This is a genomic window from Curtobacterium sp. 320, assembly GCF_031455235.1.
Classification (GTDB): domain Bacteria; phylum Actinomycetota; class Actinomycetes; order Actinomycetales; family Microbacteriaceae; genus Curtobacterium.
The window spans coordinates 590,975-607,589 of record NZ_JAVDSI010000001.1 but is presented as its reverse complement, the minus strand read 5'-3'; the positions used below and the strand labels follow the sequence as shown (position 1 = coordinate 607,589).

Below are 16,615 nucleotides of genomic sequence, written 5' to 3'. Positions count from 1 at the left end.
CGGGTGACCCCAGGAGACACCCCCGATCTCTCGACGACGGCCGGCCGGCTCGCCGACCTCCGCGAGCGGTACCACGAAGCAGTGACCGCCGCGGGCGAGGCCGCCATCGCGAAGCAGCACGCCAAGGGCAAGACCACGGCGCGCGAACGCATCGAGCAGCTGCTCGACGAGAACTCCTTCGTGGAGCTCGACGAGTTCGTCCGCCACCGCACCCACGCCTTCGGCATGGAGTCGAAGCGGCCCTACGGCGACGCGGTCGTCACCGGCTTCGGCACCATCCACGGCCGCAACGTCGCCGTGTACGCGCAGGACTTCACCGTCTTCGGCGGCTCCCTCGGCGAGGTCGCCGGCGAGAAGATCATCAAGGTGATGGAGCACGCGCTGAAGACCGGCGTGCCGATCATCGGCATCCTCGACTCCGGTGGCGCCCGCATCCAGGAAGGCGTCGTCGCCCTCGGCAAGTACGGCGAGATCTTCCGCCTCAACACCCAGGCCTCCGGCGTCATCCCGCAGATCTCGATCGTGATGGGCCCGGCAGCGGGCGGTGCGGTGTACTCCCCCGCCCTCACGGACTTCGTGATCATGGTCGACAAGACCAGCCACATGTTCGTCACCGGCCCCGACGTCATCAAGACCGTCACCGGCGAGGACGTCGGCTTCGAGGAGCTCGGCGGCGCGCAGACGCACAACGCGATCTCCGGCGTCGCCCACTACCTCGCCGAGGACGAGTCCGACGCGCTCGACTACGCCCGCTCGCTCATCGGCTTCCTGCCGGACAACAACCTGTCCGACGCGCCGGCCTACGACGTCGCGCCCGAGCTCGAGACGACCGACGCCGACCGCGAGCTCGACGTGGTCATCCCGGACTCCACGAACCAGCCGTACGACGTGACGACGATCATCGAGCACATCGTCGACGACGGCGAGTTCCTCGAGGTCCAGCCGCTCTTCGCCCCGAACATCCTCATCGGCTTCGGTCGGGTCGAGGGCCGCACGGTCGGCATCATCGCGAACCAGCCGCAGGCGATGGCCGGCACGCTGAACATCGACGCCGGCGAGAAGGCCGCGCGCTTCGTCCGCTTCTGCGACGCGTTCGGCATCCCGATCCTGACCCTCGTCGACGTCCCCGGCTACCTGCCCGGCACCGACCAGGAGTGGACCGGTGTCATCCGCCGCGGCGCCAAGCTCCTGTACGCCTACGCCGAGGCCACCGTGCCGCTCGTCACCGTCATCACCCGCAAGGCGTACGGCGGCGCGTACATCGTCATGGGCTCGAAGCAGCTCGGTGCCGACATCAACCTCGCGTGGCCGACCGCCGAGATCGCCGTGATGGGTGGCCAGGGCGCCGTCAACATCCTCTACCGCGCCGAGATCAAGCGCGCCGAGGAGTCCGGCGAGGACGTCGCGGCCGTCCGTGCGAAGCTCGCGAACGAGTACACGTACAACGTCGCGTCCCCGTACCTCGCCGCCGAGCGCGGCGAGCTCGACGGGATCATCCAGCCGCACGCGACGCGCGTCTCGGTCGTCAAGGCGCTGCGGGCCCTCCGTGGCAAGCGCGCGACGCTGCCGCCCAAGAAGCACGGGAACATCCCGCTGTGACGGGCGCACGCTGATGGGCCGCCACGCAGCCGTGGTCCCCGCGGTCCCCGTCGAGCAGGCGGTCGCGGCGGCCGCCGACGTCCGTGTCGTCTCCGGGGAGCCCACGCCGGAGGAGCTCGCCGCCGTCATCGCCGTCCTGCAGCGTCAGGCGGACGAGGCGGCGTCGCTCGGCCGTCCCGAGGTCACCGTGTCGCCGCGCTCGGGGTGGGACGTGTCCGCCCGGGGCCTCCGTCGACCGCTCGAGCACGGTGCCGGCGCCTGGAGCCGATCGCTCCGCTGAGCCGCTCCGGGGGCTTGCGCGTGCCGCACGGTGCGGGCGACCATGTACCCCTGGGTACCGGGCGGTTTCGGCGCCCCGACCGCGGGATTCCCGGTCGGTCTCCCCGCAGACGGGGGACAGCAGGGGCCGAGGGCGGCGGAAATGGCCGATTTTGTCCCCCATAATGACGACTGACAGAGCGTTCGGCTGCGGGCATAGTAGTTCGTGTTCGGTGTCCTTCAACGAAGAACATCGCAGGTCGGTGGCCGACTAGGGTACGAAGCCACCTACCAGCTACGAGTCAGGGCGATATTCGGGTTGTCGCTCAGACTCGGGTCGTGAACGGGCCGGTCGGTATCCGACCGGCCCGTTCCCCGTTTCCGGGCGCTGTCGTCCGCGCGGGCGCCGACGACGTTCGGTGTCGGTCCGCCTCAGACGGTCTCGTGCCGCGGGATCTCGAGCCACACGACGACCGACTCGTCCTCGTCGCCGTCCTCGTCGTCCATCCCCGCCCCGAGCGCCGCCGACTCGCTCGCCGCGAGGTCGAGCCGCAGCCCCACGACGGTCACGGCGGACTCGGATCCCTCGGGGACGGTCCGGATGATCACGTTGTCGGCCTCGCGCGCCTGGCGCAGGGCCTCGGCGATGCGGGCGTGCACCCGGCGCAGGTCGTCGATCTCGAGGTCGTCGAGACCGCCGTCGTCGTGCAGCTGCACCGTGGCGCCACGACGACGGAGGCGCATGACCTCGTCGCGGACGTCCTCCGACAGCAGCGACCGGCCCCGGATCTCGTCGCGGATGGCCTGTTCGAGGTGCAGGCACTCGGCACGCTCGGCGTCGTCCAGGTCACCGCCGGTCTCGATGATCCGCTGGAGCATCGGCAGCGCCATGCGCGTCGTCTGGCTGAGCCGGAACTGCCGCTCGAAGACGTGGGCGTCCTGCGCCGCCTGCCAGTCGGCGGTCTCCTGCTCGGCCCGGACGAAGTCACGCGTGACACGGGTGGCCCGACTCATCGCGGCCGTGAGGCCGGTGGCGATCACGACCCACACCACACTGCCCAGCACGCCGAGCGAGCCGAGCGCCCCGAGTCCGGCCCACGCGACGGCGTGCACGGTGAGGAACCCGACACCGACCCAGGCGAACGCGACGCGCACGCGCACGACGAGGACGACCATCAGCGTGCCGACCGCGGCGATCCACCACGTGCCGTTCCCCGGGCCGGCGGTCAGGTCGACCGTGGGCGAGGCGACGACGGGCAGCACCACGGCAGTCGCGAGCGCGAAGCACGTCGCCCAGACCGGGAGCGGCCGGCCGGGCACGAACACCGCCACACCGGTCGCCGCAGCGTAGAGGACCATGCACGCGACGACCGGCCCGATCTGGGCGGCTCCGGGGAGCGTCGTCGCCGCGAGGACGAGGTGGTACACGGAGAAGAGCGTCGCGAGCCCGATCGCGACCCCGGCCGGGAGTGAGGCCTTCACCGGTGCTCCCCCGCCGCCGGCGCCCAGTCGAGCAGCACACGGGTGCCCGCTCCCGGCGCGGTGACGATCTCGGCGGTGCCCCCGGCAGCGACCACCCGCTCCACGATCGAACGACGGACGCCGAGTCGCTCGGCGGGGATCCCCGCGATGTCGAAGCCGGCACCGTCGTCCCCGACCTCGACGTGGACGCCGGCGCCGCGTTGCTCGACGACGATCCACCGGTCGACCTCGGCCGGACCGGCGTGCTGCACGCTGTTCACCGCGGCCTGGACGGCCGCCGAGGCGACGGCGTCCGCGACGATCGCGGGCACTCGGATCGACCCGACGTGCCCACGGTCGACCCGGACCGGCGCCGCGAGCGCACCGACGGCGTCGGAGATGCGGGTCCGCAGGTCGACGAGGGAAACCGGGGGTGCGTCCACTGGGCCGTCCGCCGCCGCGGCCTCGAGGTGGTCGATGGCGTTCCGGGCCATCCGCGCGGCGAGCATCTCGGCGTCGCTGGTGTCGGCCCGGGCGGCGGAGAGGAGCGTCGTGAGCACGCTGTCGTGGACGATCGCATCGACCTGGACCCGCTCGACCTCGGTGGCGTGCTCGCGGATCGCGTGCGAGTACCGCCGGACGGCCGTGGCCTGCGCGGCGTCGACGGCGGCTGCCGCACGGCGGAGCACGATCACGATGATGAGGGCGGCCCCGCTGAGGATCGCCGTGTAGAAGCCGTTGAGCAACGCCCCGACACCCGCGTCGCCGCCCAGCGGGGTGAACCGGATGGCCACGTACACGGCTGGCACGAGCGCGGTGTAGACGGACGCCCGCCACGGGGCGAAGCCCATCGCGGCCGCGGTCGACCCCACGGTGCAGAGCCACCAGGGCCACGGTGCCTGGTCGGACGGGATCGGCTCCTGCACGGTCAACGGCCAGGTGACGAGGGCGACGAGGAACACCAGGGCGCACACGATCTGCGCGATCTGCGCCAGGCGCCTCGCGAAGACGGACGCCCCGACGAAGAGGAACGACGCGGCGAGCGCCAACGCGACGACGGGACCCCACACCGGGTCGAGGTACGGCAGCTGCGACAGCACCGCGGGCACGGTCGTCGCGCCGAAGCCGAGTGCGGCCACGGCGAGGAGGATCGCGAACGCGCGCTCGACCGACGCCTGGGTGATGGACGCGCGGACGCTCCGCGCGGGATCGGCCCCGAACGGCGCGGGTTCGATCCGCCCGGCCGCGGTCCGGGCGGCCGCAGCTCCGGCCCCGGCCCCGGCCCCGGGCCCGGGCCCGGGCCCGGGCGCAGCGTCAGCCGCCGTCATGCTGCTCAGCGGCCGTCGCCGTCGGGGTCGATGCCCGAGTCGAGCCCCGGCAGGATGCCGTCCTCGACCGCACGGCGGAGGAGGTCGACCTTCGTCGGTGCCGGTCGACCGACCTCGACGTACTTCACACGGATGCGGTCGAGGTACTCGCGGGCGGTGGAGTAGCCGATGCCGAGCTGCTGCGCGGCGAGCTTGAGCGGCAGGCCCGAGGCGTAGAGGTGCAGGATCTCGCGCTCGCGGCGGCCGAGCTGCGCCTTCGCGAAGTCCCGGTCGGCGTCGATCGCGCTGGCCCACTCGAGGTTGTTGAGCACGTCCCCGCGAGCGACGGTGGCGACGGCGGCCATCACGGTCTTCGTCGCCGAGGACTTCGGGATGACGCCGGCCGCCCCTGCGGCCAGTGCCTCGCGGACGTTCGCGACGCGGTCGGCGATCGAGTGCACGAGCACGGCGGAACCGGTGCCCTGCACACCCTTCACGTTCGCGGTCACGGTCGAGCCGTCGCCGAGGGACAGGTCGAGGACGACGACGTCGACCTCACGCCCACCGAGGTTCTCGATGTACTCGGGCACGCTCGCGGCGGTCAGCACCACCTCGAACCCCTCGTTCTGGCAGGCTGCCTGGATCCCGAGCCGCACGGACTCGTGGTCGTCGACGATCGCGACACGGACGGGCTTGGTCGCCAGTCCGGTCGTTCCGGTTGTGGTCGTGTCTGTTGCCACGGTGGCCTCTCTGGTCGATGCGCTCCCCGGCCCCTGAAACCGGTTCGCCATCAACGACCAAGGATACCCAGGTCGGACTCAGGCAGCGGCGCGACGCGGTCGAGACACGGCCGGTCGTCGTGCGCTCGGACATGCGTCGCGCAAATCGGCCAGGTCGGCGTGGCACCCGCGCGACCGCCGTCGAGCACGCGCCCGCCGCCCTGGAGGCGACCCGCGATCGACGTCAGGCGACGGGCACCAGGCGCGCCACGGCCTCGAGGTGGTGGGTGTGCGGGAAGAGGTCGAAGGCGCGCAGTGCCTCCAGGCGGTACCCGAGGTCCGCGAACGTCGCGACGTCGCGCGCCAACGCGACCGGGTCGCAGGCGACGTAGACGACCTGCGCCGGCTGGAGGGCCGCGATCTGCACGACGACCTCGCGCCCGGCACCCGAGCGCGGCGGGTCGAGCACGATCGTCCCGGCGCGGTGCCGCTGCCGCTCGCCGGCGGACAGGGTCGAGACGGTGCGCTGCAGCCAGCGGTCGACGCGGCCGGTCTCGGCGCGGGCGCCGATCCACTCGGAGAGGTTCTCCTGCGCGTGCTCGGTGGCGCGCTCCGAGCTCTCGACGCTGGTGAGCTTGGCGCGCGGCCCGACGAGGTCGCCGAGCGCGGCGCCGAGCAGGCCGACACCGCCGTAGAGATCGAGGTGCTGCCCCTCGGGGTCGAGCCGGTCGCGGTCGACGAGGTCCTGCACGGCGGCGGTCAGCACGGCCGGAGCCGCACGGTGGACCTGCCAGAAGCCGTTGTCGTCGACCGAGAACGAACGCTCCCCCACGACCTCGGTCACGACGGTCGGCTTCTGCTCGTCGATCACGAGTCGCGCACCCTCGGAGCCGCTCGGCGCGAGGACGTCGACGACGGACGCGCCGGGCATCGCGCCGCGGCCGAGCGGTGCGCTCTCCTGCACGACCCGGCTCGCGAGCGGGAGGGACGCGACGGGCACGACGGTGTGCGACCGGGCCGCGAAGGGGCCGGCGGTGCCGTCCTCGTCGACGTGCAGGCGGACGCGGGTGCGCCAGCCGGTGCCGTTCGACTCGTCGTCGCCGGGGGCTGCCTCGACCACGACGTCGTGGCCGAGCACGGCAGCGAGGTCCGTGCGGGCGAAGCGCGCGAAGGAGTCGACGAGGACGTCGTGCTTCAGCGTGCGCTGGTGGCCGAGGGCGATGTGCCCGAACTCGGCACCGCCGGCGCGGACGGCCGGGTCGCGGTCGAGGGCGGCCTCGGGCCAGACGTGGTCGACGCGGTGTTCGCTCGGCGTCTCGACCGACACGGTGTCGGCACGCCAGAACGACTTCTTCCGGTCCTCGGTCACGCGGGCGGTCACCCGTTCGCCGGGGATCGCGTCCGACACGAACACCACCCGCCCCTCGTGCCGTGCCACCGAGATGCCGCCGTGGGCGATCCCGGTGACGTCGAGGTCGAGCAGCGTTCCGACAGATTCACCCATGGTTCGATGTTCCCATGCGTCTGTACCTCGCGAGTACCTCCCCCGCCCGCCGCGCCCTGCTCGCCCAGACCGGGATCGAGCCGGTGCTCGTCGCGCCGGGGGTCGACGAGGACGCCGCGGTCGCCGCGGCCGCCGCGTCCCTGGGCCGCGACCTGACCGGGCCGGAGCTGGTGGCGATGCTCGCGGTCGCCAAGGCCTCGGCCGTCGCGGACGCCCCGGTCGACGGCTCACCGGTCGACGGCTTCGTGTTCGGCGGGGACTCCGCGTTCGAGGTCGACGGCGTGCTGTACGGCAAGCCCCACGAGCCGGAGGTCGCGCGGGAGCGGTGGCGGCAGATGCTCGCCGCCGGCGGCGGCACGCTCTGGAGCGGGCACTGCGTCGTGGACCGGCGCCGCGCCGCGGACGCGCCCGACGTCGTGGACGCACCCGACGCCCTGGACGCACCCGATCCGGGGCCTGGAGGCGCGGGTCGGGCAGGCACCGTGCCTCCCGTCCGCACCGTGGACGCGTCGGGCGGCGGGCCGCTCGGCGCTGCTGCCTTCGTCGCGGGCGTCGCGCCCGGCGGGTCGGCGATGGTGGCCGACGGCGACCAGGTGGTGGCGGTCGACAGCGCCGTGCTCACCTTCGCCGACGACATGTCGCCCGCGGAGATCGACGCGTACGTCGCCACCGGCGAACCGCTCGAGGTCGCCGGGGCGTTCACCATCGACGGTCGGGCCGCCGCGTACATCACCCGGATCGACGGCGCACCGTCCGCGGTGGTCGGGCTCTCGCTCCCGGTGCTGCGCTCGATGCTGCTGCGGGGGTTCGGCATCGCGTGGCACGACCTCTGGGCACTGTAGACATCCACACTTCTTCGCGCCGGTTCTTTGTGGGTGCCAGTCAATTCGCGCCTCTGCCGCACGAATACGCTGACTTACCATGCCCCGTATCAGCAAGGTCCTCATCGCGAACCGCGGCGAGATCGCCGTCCGCATCATCCGCGCGGCCCGCGACGCAGGCAAGGCATCCGTCGCGGTCTACGCCGACCAGGACCGTGACGCCCTCCACGCACGCCTCGCCGACGAGGCCTACGCGCTGAACGGCACCACGAGCGCCGACACCTACCTCGTCATCGACAAGATCATCTCGGTCGCCCGACGCTCCGGCGCCGACGCCGTGCACCCGGGTTACGGGTTCCTCGCCGAGAACGCCGACTTCGCCCGCGCCGTCATCGACGCCGGGCTGACCTGGATCGGCCCCCCGCCGGAGTCGATCGAGCGCCTGGGCGACAAGGTCTCCGCGCGGCACGTGGCCGAGAAGGTCGGTGCGCCGCTCGCGCCGGGCACGATCGAGCCCGTGCAGGACGTGTCCGAGGTCTTCGACTTCGTCGACCAGGTCGGACTGCCCGTCGCGATCAAGGCGGCGTTCGGCGGTGGCGGCCGTGGTCTCAAGGTGGTCCGCTCGCGCGACCAGGTGGAAGAGCTCTTCGAGTCGGCGACGCGCGAGGCCATCGCGGCGTTCGGCCGCGGCGAGTGCTTCGTCGAGAAGTACCTCGACAAGCCGCGCCACGTCGAGACGCAGTGCCTCGCCGACGAGCACGGCAACGTCGTCATCGTCTCGACGCGCGACTGCTCGCTGCAGCGTCGGCACCAGAAGCTCGTCGAGGAAGCGCCCGCGCCGTACCTGACGGCGTCGCAGGAGGAACGGCTGTACGAGTCGTCGAAGGCGATCCTCCGCGAGGTCGGCTACGTCGGTGCCGGCACGTGCGAGTTCCTCATCGGCGCCGACGGCACCGTCTCGTTCCTCGAGGTGAACACCCGCCTGCAGGTCGAACACTGCGTCTCCGAAGAGGTCACCGGCATCGACCTCGTCCGCGAGCAGTTCCGCATCGCCGAGGGCGGCGTGCTCGACTACTCCGACCCGGTCGCGCGCGGGCACTCGTTCGAGTTCCGCATCAACGGCGAGGACCCGGGTCGCAACTTCTTCCCGGCGCCGGGCCCCGTGCACGCGTTCCACGCGCCGTCCGGCCCCGGTGTCCGCGTCGACTCCGGCGTCGTCTCCGGCGACGTCGTCTCCGGCTCGTTCGACTCGATGCTCGCGAAGCTCATCGTCACCGGCTCCACGCGCGCCGAGGCGCTGGAGCGGTCGCGGCGAGCCCTCGCCGAGTTCGAGGTCACCGGCCTGCCGACCGTGCTGCCGTTCCACCGTGCGGTCGTGTCGGACCCGGCGTTCGCGACGCCCGACGAGACCCCGTTCAGCATCTACACGCAGTGGATCGAGACCGACTTCGTCAACGAGATCCCGGCGTGGAGCGGCTCCCCCGAGGAGCTCCCCGCACCGGCAGCCCGCGAGAGCGTGGTCGTCGAGGTGCAGGGCAAGCGCATCGAGGTCACCATGCCGTCGATCGTCGCCGGTGGCGCCGCCGGTGCTGCCGGCCGTCGTCCGGCCGGGCCGTCCGCTCCGCCGAAGCGCCGGTCGTCCGGGGTCCGTGGCGGCCTGGCGTCGTCCGGCTCCGTGACGTCCCCGATGCAGGCCACCGTGGTGAAGCTCGCGGTCGCCGAGGGTGACACCGTGGTGAAGGGCGACCTGCTCGTCGTGCTCGAGGCCATGAAGATGGAGCAGCCCGTCGCTGCCCCGCGTGACGGCGTCGTCACGGGGCTGAACGCCCCCGTCGGCCAGACGATCTCGTCCGGCCACGTGCTGCTCGAGCTCGCGTAGGCGGCTGCGCCGCGCTGCTGCGCCGCTGCGCTTCGCACAACCAAAGTCCCTTCGAACCGCGCATCGGCGCAGTTCGAAGGGACTTTGGTTGTGCGCAGGCACCCCGAGCCGCCAGCGTCGTCACCGCAGCAGCGTGAACGAGCGCGGCGTCGTCCGGACTCCCACCCCCTGGAGCAGCGCTCGGAGCGCCTCAGCATCGTGCGCCTCCGGCCAGCCGAACCGTCCGACGGCCCGCACGTCCCGATGCCGGCGGAGTCGATCCTCCCGTCGCTTCTCCGACACGACCACGTCGGCCGCGGTCGTACCGGCTGCTCGGAGAGCAGGGTCCACGTACTTCGCCTTGCCGTCGAACTCCAGGATCACGCCCTGGTCGGGGAACCAGAAGTCCACGCGCCCGATGAAGCCGTCTGCATCGCGGAACTCCTGTTGCAGCACGGGGCGAGGAGCGCCCACCTCGTCGAGCGCCACGCGCCCGACGGACTCCCCCGGTGAGCCACTCGCCGCATCGGCCAGCTCGATCGCGGTGATCGCGCGATGCCGCCCGTGCACGGCGTTCCGGGCGTCGACCTCTGCCCGGATGTCCGCTCGGGCTGCGCCCCGCCGCAGGGCAGAGTCCAGTGCCGGCACGGAGATGCGGAGTTCGCAGGAGATCGCGAGGTCGGCCGCCGTGCTCACGAGGTCGGTGAGCAGACGGTCCTTCGCCACCATCGTCTGGGTCCGGAACGTCCGGCCGGCACCAGGTCGCTTCCGGACGTGTGCGAGCCCCTGCGACGTCGTCCGTCGGGGATCGAGCACGTCGACGGTCTCGGGGAATTCTCCGGCCCACGGGAGGCCGTGCAACGCGGCCGCCGACGCGTGAGAGACGACGAGTCGCGGAGCGAGCCGATCGTGCACCGCCTTGATCCGCGCGATGTGCCGTTCACCAGGCGTCGCGCGCCGCCACTCCCCGGCGTCGACGAACCGGCCGGGGACGAGCCGTACGAGGTCCCCTGCGTCGGCAGCGCGCTGGAGTGCTCGTCCCCTGCGGCCGGAGGGGTCTGCGGTGCCACCGTGGATGATCGTGAGTCGTGCCATCGAACGAGGATCGCGCTCGATCGCTGCGAACCGACGTCTGCGCCCGCTTCTGTGGACCGCACGGCGATCCCGGGGTCCTGTGGAGGACGGCGTCGTTCGCCGCTGCACAACGAAAGTCGCTCCGAACCGCGGGGAATCCCGGTTCGAAGCGACTTTCGACGCGCGGCGGGCAAGCCCGGCCGCCGGCGCGGCCGCGCCTACGACACCAGCGGGCGGATGTCGGCGGCGAGGGCGTCGACGAGCGACTGCGCCTCGGCGGGGGTCGCCGCGACGGTGTCGATGTAGACCTTCACCTTCGGCTCGGTCCCGCTCGGGCGGACGATCACGCGGGCGTCACCCGTCAGGTCGTAGCGGAGGATGTCCGACGGCGGGAAGCCCTCGACACCACCGGCGTAGTCCGTCACCGACAGCACCGACAGCCCGCCGAGCGTCGTCGGCGGCGTCGACCGCAGGGACGCCATGATCGAACCGATGCGGGACAGGTCGTCCACCCGGGTCGCCACCTGCCCGGACGCGAACGCCCCGAACTCGGCCGCGAAGGCGTCGAGCTGCCCGGCGATCGACGAGCCCTGGGCGGCCAGGTCCGCGGCGAGGGACAGCAGGGACAGCGCCGCCGAGATGCCGTCCTTGTCGCGGACGACCTCCGGGTCGACCAGGTAGCCGAGCGCTTCCTCGTACCCGAACAGCAGCCCGGGGACGCGGGAGACCCACTTGAAGCCGGTGAGGGTGTCGCGGTACTCCAGCCCGTGCCGCGCCGCGACCCGTGCGAGCGCCGGCGAGGACACGATCGACGCCGCGAGCGTTCCCCGCACACCGTCGTCGGACGCCCGGGCTGCAGCGCGCCACCCGAGGAGCCAGCCGACCTCGTTGCCCGAGAGCCTGCGGAAGGAACCGTCGCCGTCCGGGATCGCCAGCGCCAGCCGATCGGCGTCCGGGTCGTTCGCGATGACGAGGTCCGCACCGACCGCGACCCCGCGGGCGATCGACAGGTCCATCGCCCCCGGTTCCTCAGGGTTCGGGAACGACACCGTCGGGAACGCCCCGTCCGGCTCGATCTGCTCGGGCACGGTCACCGGCACGGCGAACCCGGCCGCCTCGAACACCGCGCGGGCGGTCTCCCACCCGACGCCGTGCATGGCCGTGTAGACGACCTTCGGCTGCGCGTCCGGAGCGAGCCCGGGCGCTGCCACCGTCGCCGCGGTGTCGGACACGTAGGCGTCGAGCAGCTCGGACGTGGCGACGGTGTAGTCGGTGGCACGGGGCAGGTCCGCGATCGAGCCCGCGGCGACGGCGTCGATCGCGGCGGCGATGTCGGCGTCGACGGGCGGGACGATCTGCGACCCCTCGTCGTCCTCGCCGAGGTAGACCTTGTAGCCGTTGTCCCGCGGCGGGTTGTGGCTCGCGGTCACCATCACCCCGGCACCGACGTCGAGGTGCCGCACGGCGAACGCCAGCACGGGCGTGGGGAGCGCCGACGGCAGCAGGGTGACCTCGAGCCCGAGGCCGCGCATGACCTCGGCGGAGTCGCGGGCGAAGACGTCCGAGTTCACCCGACCGTCGTACCCGATGACGACGCTGCGTCGACGCCCGGTGTCGATGAGGAAGCGCGCGAGTCCCGCGGCGGCCTGGGTCACGACGACCCGGTTCATCCGGACCGGTCCGTACCCGAGCTCGGCGCGGAGGCCGGCGGTGCCGAACGCCAGACGCCCGGCGAACCGCGCGGCGAGGTCCTGCACGGCGGGACCGTCGCCGGTCGCCGCCGCGTCGATCGCCACATCGAGCGAGGAACGGGTCTCGGGGTCCGGGTCCTGCGCGCTCCAGGCACGAGCAGCAGCGAGCACGCCGTCGACGTCGAGCTTCACGACGCGGAGCCCAGCGCGGTCACCACGCGGGCGAGCAGGTCGGCGATCACCGGCTCGGCCTCGCGCCCGGCCTCGAGCACCTCGGCGTGCGACAGCGGCGTCTTCTGGATGCCGGCGGCGAGGTTCGTGATGAGCGAGAAGCCGAGGACCTCCATGCCGGCCTGCCGCGCCGCGATGGCCTCGAGCGCGGTGGACATGCCGACGATGTGCCCGCCGATGCTCTTCGCCATCTGGACCTCGGCCGGCGTCTCGTAGTGCGGACCGCGGAACTGGGTGTAGACGCCCTCGTCGAGCGAGGGGTCCACGCCGCGAGCGACCGACCGGAGCCGCGCCGAGTACAGGTCGGTGAGGTCGACGAACGTCGCGCCCTCGAGCGGGCTGTCCGCGGTGAGGTTGATGTGGTCGCTGATGAGGACGGGCGTGCCGGGCGTCCAGTGCCCCTTGATGCCCCCGGCCCCGTTCGTCAGGACCATGATCGAGGCGCCGGTCGCCGCCGCGGTCCGGACGCTGTGTACGACCCGACGGACCCCGTGGCCCTCGTAGTAGTGCGTGCGCGCCCCGATGACCAGCGCGTGCCGGCCGTCGGCGAGACGGATCGAGCGGACCGTACCGGAGTGTCCGGGGACGGCCGAGGCGCTGAAGCCGGGGACCTCGGACGCGGGGATCTCGGACACGGTCTCGCCGATGAGGTCTGCGGCCTTCCCCCACCCGGACCCGAGGGTCAGGGCGATGTCGTGGCGCTCGATGCCGGACTTCGAGGCGATGACCTCGGCGGCGTCACGCGCGACCTCGAACGGGTCGGCGGCGGGGTCGTTCAGCGGGTTCTCCGTGCTCATGCCCCAACTCTAGAGGCCACGGAACCGGCGTCAGTGTTCGCCGAGCGCCCGGTCCACCGCGGCCGTGATCTCGGCCTGGTCGAAGTGGTTCCGGATCACGATGACCTCGGCGTAGGTGGACCCGATCGCCTCGACGAACTCCTGGCTGGTGAGGATCACGTTCGCGTCGTCGGACACCTTCTGCACGGACGCGACGTCGGCCGCCACGACGGACGCGGTCAGCCCGAGCGCCGCGAGGGCCTTCTCGGCGTTCACCTTGAGGATCGCGCTGGAACCGATGCCCGCGCCGCAGATGGTGACGATCTTCATGCCGTGACCCCCATGATCGCGCGGACCTCGTCCGCGGTGGCGGCATCGGCGATCCGACCGGTCACCGAAGCGTCGTTGAACAGGTTCGCGATCTCCCCGATCGACTCGAGGTGGGTGCCGACACCGGCGACCGCGAGCCCGAGCACCACACGCACGGGGTCGTTGTGCGGGTGCCCGAACGACACCGGCGCGTCGAGCGTCACGACGGACAGCCCGTCACGCAGCACCGCGGGCCCCGGCCGGGCGTGCGCGAACGCCAGCCCGGGCGAGATGACGATGTACGGCCCGTGTTCCTCGACCAGGCCGATCATGGCGTCGGTGTACGGCTCGGTGGCCGCTCCCGACGACACGAGGGCACCGCCGGCCAGCCGGAGCGCGTCGCGCCACGAGGACGCGGTCGCCCCGAGCACGACGGCGGAGTCCGGCAGCGGCGGCAGTGGCATGCGTCAGGCCTCCTGGTGACCGGCCGTGATGGTGGCGATGATCTCTTCGCGGTCCTCGAGCGGCAGGAACGAGCCGAGGGCCGCGTTGATCTGGAACGCCGCGAGGTCGTCGAGGTCGTAACCGAACGTGCCCGCCAGCAGTGCGAGCTCCTTCGAGAGCGAGGTGTCGCTCATCAGGCGGTTGTCGGTGTTCACCGTGACCCGGAAGCCGAGCTGGTAGAGCACGTCGAAGGGGTGGTCGGCGAGGTCGTCGCCCCACGCCGCGACGGCCCCGGTCTGCAGGTTCGACGACGGCGAGACCTCGAGCGGGATCTCACGGTCGCGCACCCACGAGGCGACCTCGCCGAGGGAGGCGAGCGTCGAGCCGTCACCGGCGTCGGACAGGACGACGTCCTCGAAGATGCGGACGCCGTGGCCGAGGCGCAGTGCCCGCCCGTCGACGAGCGCGGAGCGGATCGAGGCGAGCCCGTCGGCCTCGCCCGCGTGCACCGTCACGGGGAAGAGCTCGGACGCGAGGTAGTCGAACGCCGCACGGTGGTTCGAGGGCGGGAACCCGGCTTCGGCACCGGCGATGTCGAAGCCGACGACGCCGGCGTCGCGGTGCCGGACGGCGAGCTCGGCGATCTCGAGGGCGCGGTCGGCGTGGCGCATCGCCGTGACGAGCTGGCCGACGCGGATGCTGCCGCCGGCGGCGTCGACCGCTTCCTCGATGCCGGCCTGCACGGCCTCGACCGCCTGGTCGAGCGTGAGCCCGCCCTGCAGGTGCTGCTCGGGCGCCCACCGGACCTCGCCGTAGACGACGCCGTCGGCGACCAGGTCCTCGACGAACTCCTTCGCGATGCGGTGCAGCTGCGGCGCCGTCTGCATCACCGAGGTGGTCACGTCGAAGGTCTTCAGGTACTCGACGAGCGAGCCCGAGTTCGACTGGTCCGCGAACCACGCACCGAGCGCCACGGCGTCGGTGGTCGGCAGCGCCACGGCGGCCTCGGCAGCCAGCTCGACGATCGTCGCCGGGCGCAGGCCACCGTCGAGGTGGTCGTGCAGCGAGACCTTCGGCAGGTCGTTGATGACCGCTCCGGCGTCGGGCAGGCGGTAGGTCGTGGCGTCGGAGCTCATGCACCCAGGCTATCGGTGGTCACCGACCCCGCGCAGGCACCTGTGCACAACAGACGACGGGACCCACTGGAGGCTCTCCACAGCCGGGCAGGCAGCCGCAGCCCGGCCGGTGGCCGGTCCCACGGCCCGGGTTCAGCCAGCGATGCGCTCGCGCACGATCGGCCCACGCCGAGGCGCCTCGGTGCCGATCGACCACGCACCCTCGAGCGACTCGAGCGCCCGCGGGATCCGCGACGCGTCGTCGGTGTGCAGCGTCCAGAGCGGCTGCCCCGCGGCGACGGTGTCACCGGGCTTGACGTGCAGCTCGATGCCCGCCCCGGCCTGCACCGGGTCCTGCGCGCGCGCACGGCCGGCACCCAGGCGCCAGGCCGAGACGCCGAACGGCAGGGCGTCCTGCTGCGCGAGCACGCCCGACGACGGCGCGGTGACGACGTGCTGCTCGCGGGCGACCGGCAACGCGGCTGCGGGGTCCCCGCCCTGCGCGGAGATCATCCGCCGCCAGGTGTCCATCGCGCGGCCGTCGGCCAGTGCGGCGGCCGGGTCGGCGTCCGGCAGCCCGGCCAGCGTGAGCATCTCGGTCGCCAGCGCCACGGTCAGCGCGACGACGTCGGCTGGACCCCCGCCCGCCAACACGTCGACCGACTCCCGCACCTCGAGCGCGTTGCCGATCGTCAGCCCGAGCGGGACCTCCATGTCGGTCAGCAGCGCCGAGGTCTTCACCCCGGCGTCGTTCCCGAGGTCGACCATCGTCTGCGCGAGCTCGCGCGACGACTCGTACGAGGGCATGAACGCCCCCGACCCGAACTTCACGTCGAGCACGAGCGCACCTGTGCCCTCGGCGATCTTCTTCGACATGATGCTCGACGCGATGAGTGGGATGCTCTCGACGGTGCCGGTGATGTCCCGCAGGGCGTAGAGCTTCTTGTCGGCCGGAGCCAGGCCGGTACCGGCGGCGCAGATGACCGCACCCACGTCGGTCAGCACCTCGAGGAGACGGTCGTTCGACAGCGCCGCCTGCCACCCGGGGATGGACTCGAGCTTGTCGAGCGTGCCGCCGGTGTGCCCGAGCCCGCGGCCCGACAGCTGGGGTACCGCGACCCCGAACGACGCCACGAGGGGCGCCAACGGCAGCGTGATCTTGTCGCCGACGCCACCGGTCGAGTGCTTGTCGACCGTCGTCTTGCCGAGCGACGAGAACGACATCCGCTCCCCCGACGCGATCATCGCGAGGGTGAGGTCCTTGATCTCGCGGCGCTCCATCCCGTTCAGGAAGATCGCCATCGCCATCGCCGCCATCTGCGGGTCCTCGACGTAGCCGCGCGTGTAGGCGTCGACGAGCCAGTCGACCTCGGCGGTGCTCAGGGCGCCCCCGGAGCGCTTCGTGCGGATGAGGTCGACGGTGTCGAACGGCTCGACGGCCATGTGGA

The 16,615-nt window shown here is 72.4% G+C and carries 15 protein-coding genes; 4 read left to right on the top strand and 11 right to left on the bottom strand.

What is annotated here, in order from left to right:
* Window positions 1-3: 3 nt before the first annotated feature.
* Window positions 4-1,599, top strand: coding sequence for an acyl-CoA carboxylase subunit beta (locus tag J2X60_RS02940; RefSeq protein WP_070418456.1), 1,596 nt, complete (start codon window positions 4-6; stop codon window positions 1,597-1,599).
* Between the two features lie 13 nt (window positions 1,600-1,612).
* Window positions 1,613-1,879, top strand: coding sequence for an acyl-CoA carboxylase subunit epsilon (locus J2X60_RS02935; RefSeq protein ID WP_309779949.1), 267 nt, complete (start codon window positions 1,613-1,615; stop codon window positions 1,877-1,879).
* A 410-nt stretch (window positions 1,880-2,289) separates the two neighbouring features.
* Here J2X60_RS02935 and J2X60_RS02930 read toward each other — a convergent pair whose 3' ends face one another.
* The 4 genes from J2X60_RS02930 to J2X60_RS02915 all read right to left on the bottom strand — a co-directional run bounded on the left by J2X60_RS02930 (window position 2,290) and on the right by J2X60_RS02915 (window position 6,848).
* Window positions 2,290-3,339 carry a hypothetical protein gene (locus J2X60_RS02930; protein ID WP_309886435.1) on the bottom strand — a complete coding sequence of 350 codons (1,050 nt, stop codon included), beginning with the start codon at window positions 3,337-3,339 and terminating at the stop codon, window positions 2,290-2,292.
* Window positions 3,336-4,646, bottom strand: coding sequence for an ATP-binding protein (locus J2X60_RS02925; RefSeq protein WP_309886434.1), 1,311 nt, complete (start codon window positions 4,644-4,646; stop codon window positions 3,336-3,338). The genes J2X60_RS02930 and J2X60_RS02925 overlap by 4 nt, the downstream gene beginning before the upstream one ends.
* Window positions 4,647-4,651: 5 nt before the next feature.
* The gene (locus tag J2X60_RS02920; protein WP_374115184.1) at window positions 4,652-5,416 is read right to left on the bottom strand and encodes a response regulator; all 765 of its coding nucleotides are present in this window, start codon (window positions 5,414-5,416) and stop codon (window positions 4,652-4,654) included.
* A gap of 172 nt (window positions 5,417-5,588) precedes the next feature.
* Window positions 5,589-6,848: a class I SAM-dependent RNA methyltransferase gene (locus J2X60_RS02915; protein ID WP_070418453.1), complete on the bottom strand. Its 1,260-nt coding sequence runs from the start codon at window positions 6,846-6,848 to the stop codon at window positions 5,589-5,591.
* Window positions 6,849-6,862: 14 nt separating this feature from the next.
* Between J2X60_RS02915 and J2X60_RS02910 the strand changes: the two genes are divergently transcribed.
* Together J2X60_RS02910 and J2X60_RS02905 are read left to right on the top strand one after the other, a co-directional pair.
* Window positions 6,863-7,690 (top strand): Maf family protein, encoded by an 828-nt coding sequence (locus tag J2X60_RS02910; protein WP_309779953.1) that lies wholly within the window; start codon window positions 6,863-6,865, stop codon window positions 7,688-7,690.
* A 79-nt stretch (window positions 7,691-7,769) separates the two neighbouring features.
* On the top strand, window positions 7,770-9,548 hold the full coding sequence (locus J2X60_RS02905; RefSeq protein ID WP_309886433.1) for a biotin carboxylase N-terminal domain-containing protein: 1,779 nt from the start codon (window positions 7,770-7,772) through the stop codon (window positions 9,546-9,548).
* Window positions 9,549-9,668: 120 nt separating this feature from the next.
* Here the strand turns inward: J2X60_RS02905 and J2X60_RS02900 are convergent, their stop codons facing one another.
* The 7 genes from J2X60_RS02900 to J2X60_RS02870 form a co-directional block, all read right to left on the bottom strand.
* Window positions 9,669-10,622, bottom strand: coding sequence for a hypothetical protein (locus J2X60_RS02900; RefSeq protein WP_309886432.1), 954 nt, complete (start codon window positions 10,620-10,622; stop codon window positions 9,669-9,671).
* 197 nt (window positions 10,623-10,819) lie between these two features.
* Window positions 10,820-12,484, bottom strand: coding sequence for a phospho-sugar mutase (locus J2X60_RS02895; protein WP_309886431.1), 1,665 nt, complete (start codon window positions 12,482-12,484; stop codon window positions 10,820-10,822).
* Entirely contained in the window at window positions 12,481-13,320 is an 840-nt protein-coding gene (locus tag J2X60_RS02890; protein ID WP_309886430.1) for a purine-nucleoside phosphorylase, read from the bottom strand. The genes J2X60_RS02895 and J2X60_RS02890 overlap by 4 nt, the downstream gene beginning before the upstream one ends.
* Before the next feature lie 30 nt (window positions 13,321-13,350).
* Window positions 13,351-13,629: a PTS sugar transporter subunit IIB gene (locus J2X60_RS02885; RefSeq protein WP_070418447.1), complete on the bottom strand. Its 279-nt coding sequence runs from the start codon at window positions 13,627-13,629 to the stop codon at window positions 13,351-13,353.
* A complete protein-coding gene (locus tag J2X60_RS02880; RefSeq protein WP_070418446.1) occupies window positions 13,626-14,072 on the bottom strand; it encodes a PTS sugar transporter subunit IIA in 447 nt (148 codons plus the stop codon). The genes J2X60_RS02885 and J2X60_RS02880 overlap by 4 nt, the downstream gene beginning before the upstream one ends.
* A gap of 3 nt (window positions 14,073-14,075) precedes the next feature.
* Entirely contained in the window at window positions 14,076-15,188 is a 1,113-nt protein-coding gene (locus tag J2X60_RS02875; RefSeq protein WP_309886429.1) for an adenosine deaminase, read from the bottom strand.
* A 132-nt stretch (window positions 15,189-15,320) separates the two neighbouring features.
* Window positions 15,321-16,610, bottom strand: coding sequence for a thymidine phosphorylase (locus tag J2X60_RS02870; RefSeq protein WP_309886428.1), 1,290 nt, complete (start codon window positions 16,608-16,610; stop codon window positions 15,321-15,323).
* Between the last annotated feature and the right edge of the window lie 5 nt (window positions 16,611-16,615).

Bases quoted from the DNA above. Each gene is read 5' to 3' on its own strand.
- J2X60_RS02920 (WP_374115184.1), bottom strand. From the start codon at position 5,416: ATGGCGAACCGGTTTCAGGGGCCGGGGAGCGCATCGACCAGAGAGGCC.
- J2X60_RS02935 (WP_309779949.1), top strand. From the start codon at position 1,613: ATGGGCCGCCACGCAGCCGTGGTCCCCGCGGTCCCCGTCGAGCAGGCG.
- J2X60_RS02880 (WP_070418446.1), bottom strand. From the start codon at position 14,072: ATGCCACTGCCGCCGCTGCCGGACTCCGCCGTCGTGCTCGGGGCGACC.
- J2X60_RS02910 (WP_309779953.1), top strand. From the start codon at position 6,863: ATGCGTCTGTACCTCGCGAGTACCTCCCCCGCCCGCCGCGCCCTGCTC.
- J2X60_RS02870 (WP_309886428.1), bottom strand. From the start codon at position 16,610: ATGGCCGTCGAGCCGTTCGACACCGTCGACCTCATCCGCACGAAGCGC.
- J2X60_RS02885 (WP_070418447.1), bottom strand. From the start codon at position 13,629: ATGAAGATCGTCACCATCTGCGGCGCGGGCATCGGTTCCAGCGCGATC.
- J2X60_RS02925 (WP_309886434.1), bottom strand. From the start codon at position 4,646: ATGACGGCGGCTGACGCTGCGCCCGGGCCCGGGCCCGGGCCCGGGGCC.
- J2X60_RS02875 (WP_309886429.1), bottom strand. From the start codon at position 15,188: ATGAGCTCCGACGCCACGACCTACCGCCTGCCCGACGCCGGAGCGGTC.
- J2X60_RS02905 (WP_309886433.1), top strand. From the start codon at position 7,770: ATGCCCCGTATCAGCAAGGTCCTCATCGCGAACCGCGGCGAGATCGCC.
- J2X60_RS02915 (WP_070418453.1), bottom strand. From the start codon at position 6,848: ATGGGTGAATCTGTCGGAACGCTGCTCGACCTCGACGTCACCGGGATC.
- J2X60_RS02900 (WP_309886432.1), bottom strand. From the start codon at position 10,622: ATGGCACGACTCACGATCATCCACGGTGGCACCGCAGACCCCTCCGGC.
- J2X60_RS02890 (WP_309886430.1), bottom strand. From the start codon at position 13,320: ATGAGCACGGAGAACCCGCTGAACGACCCCGCCGCCGACCCGTTCGAG.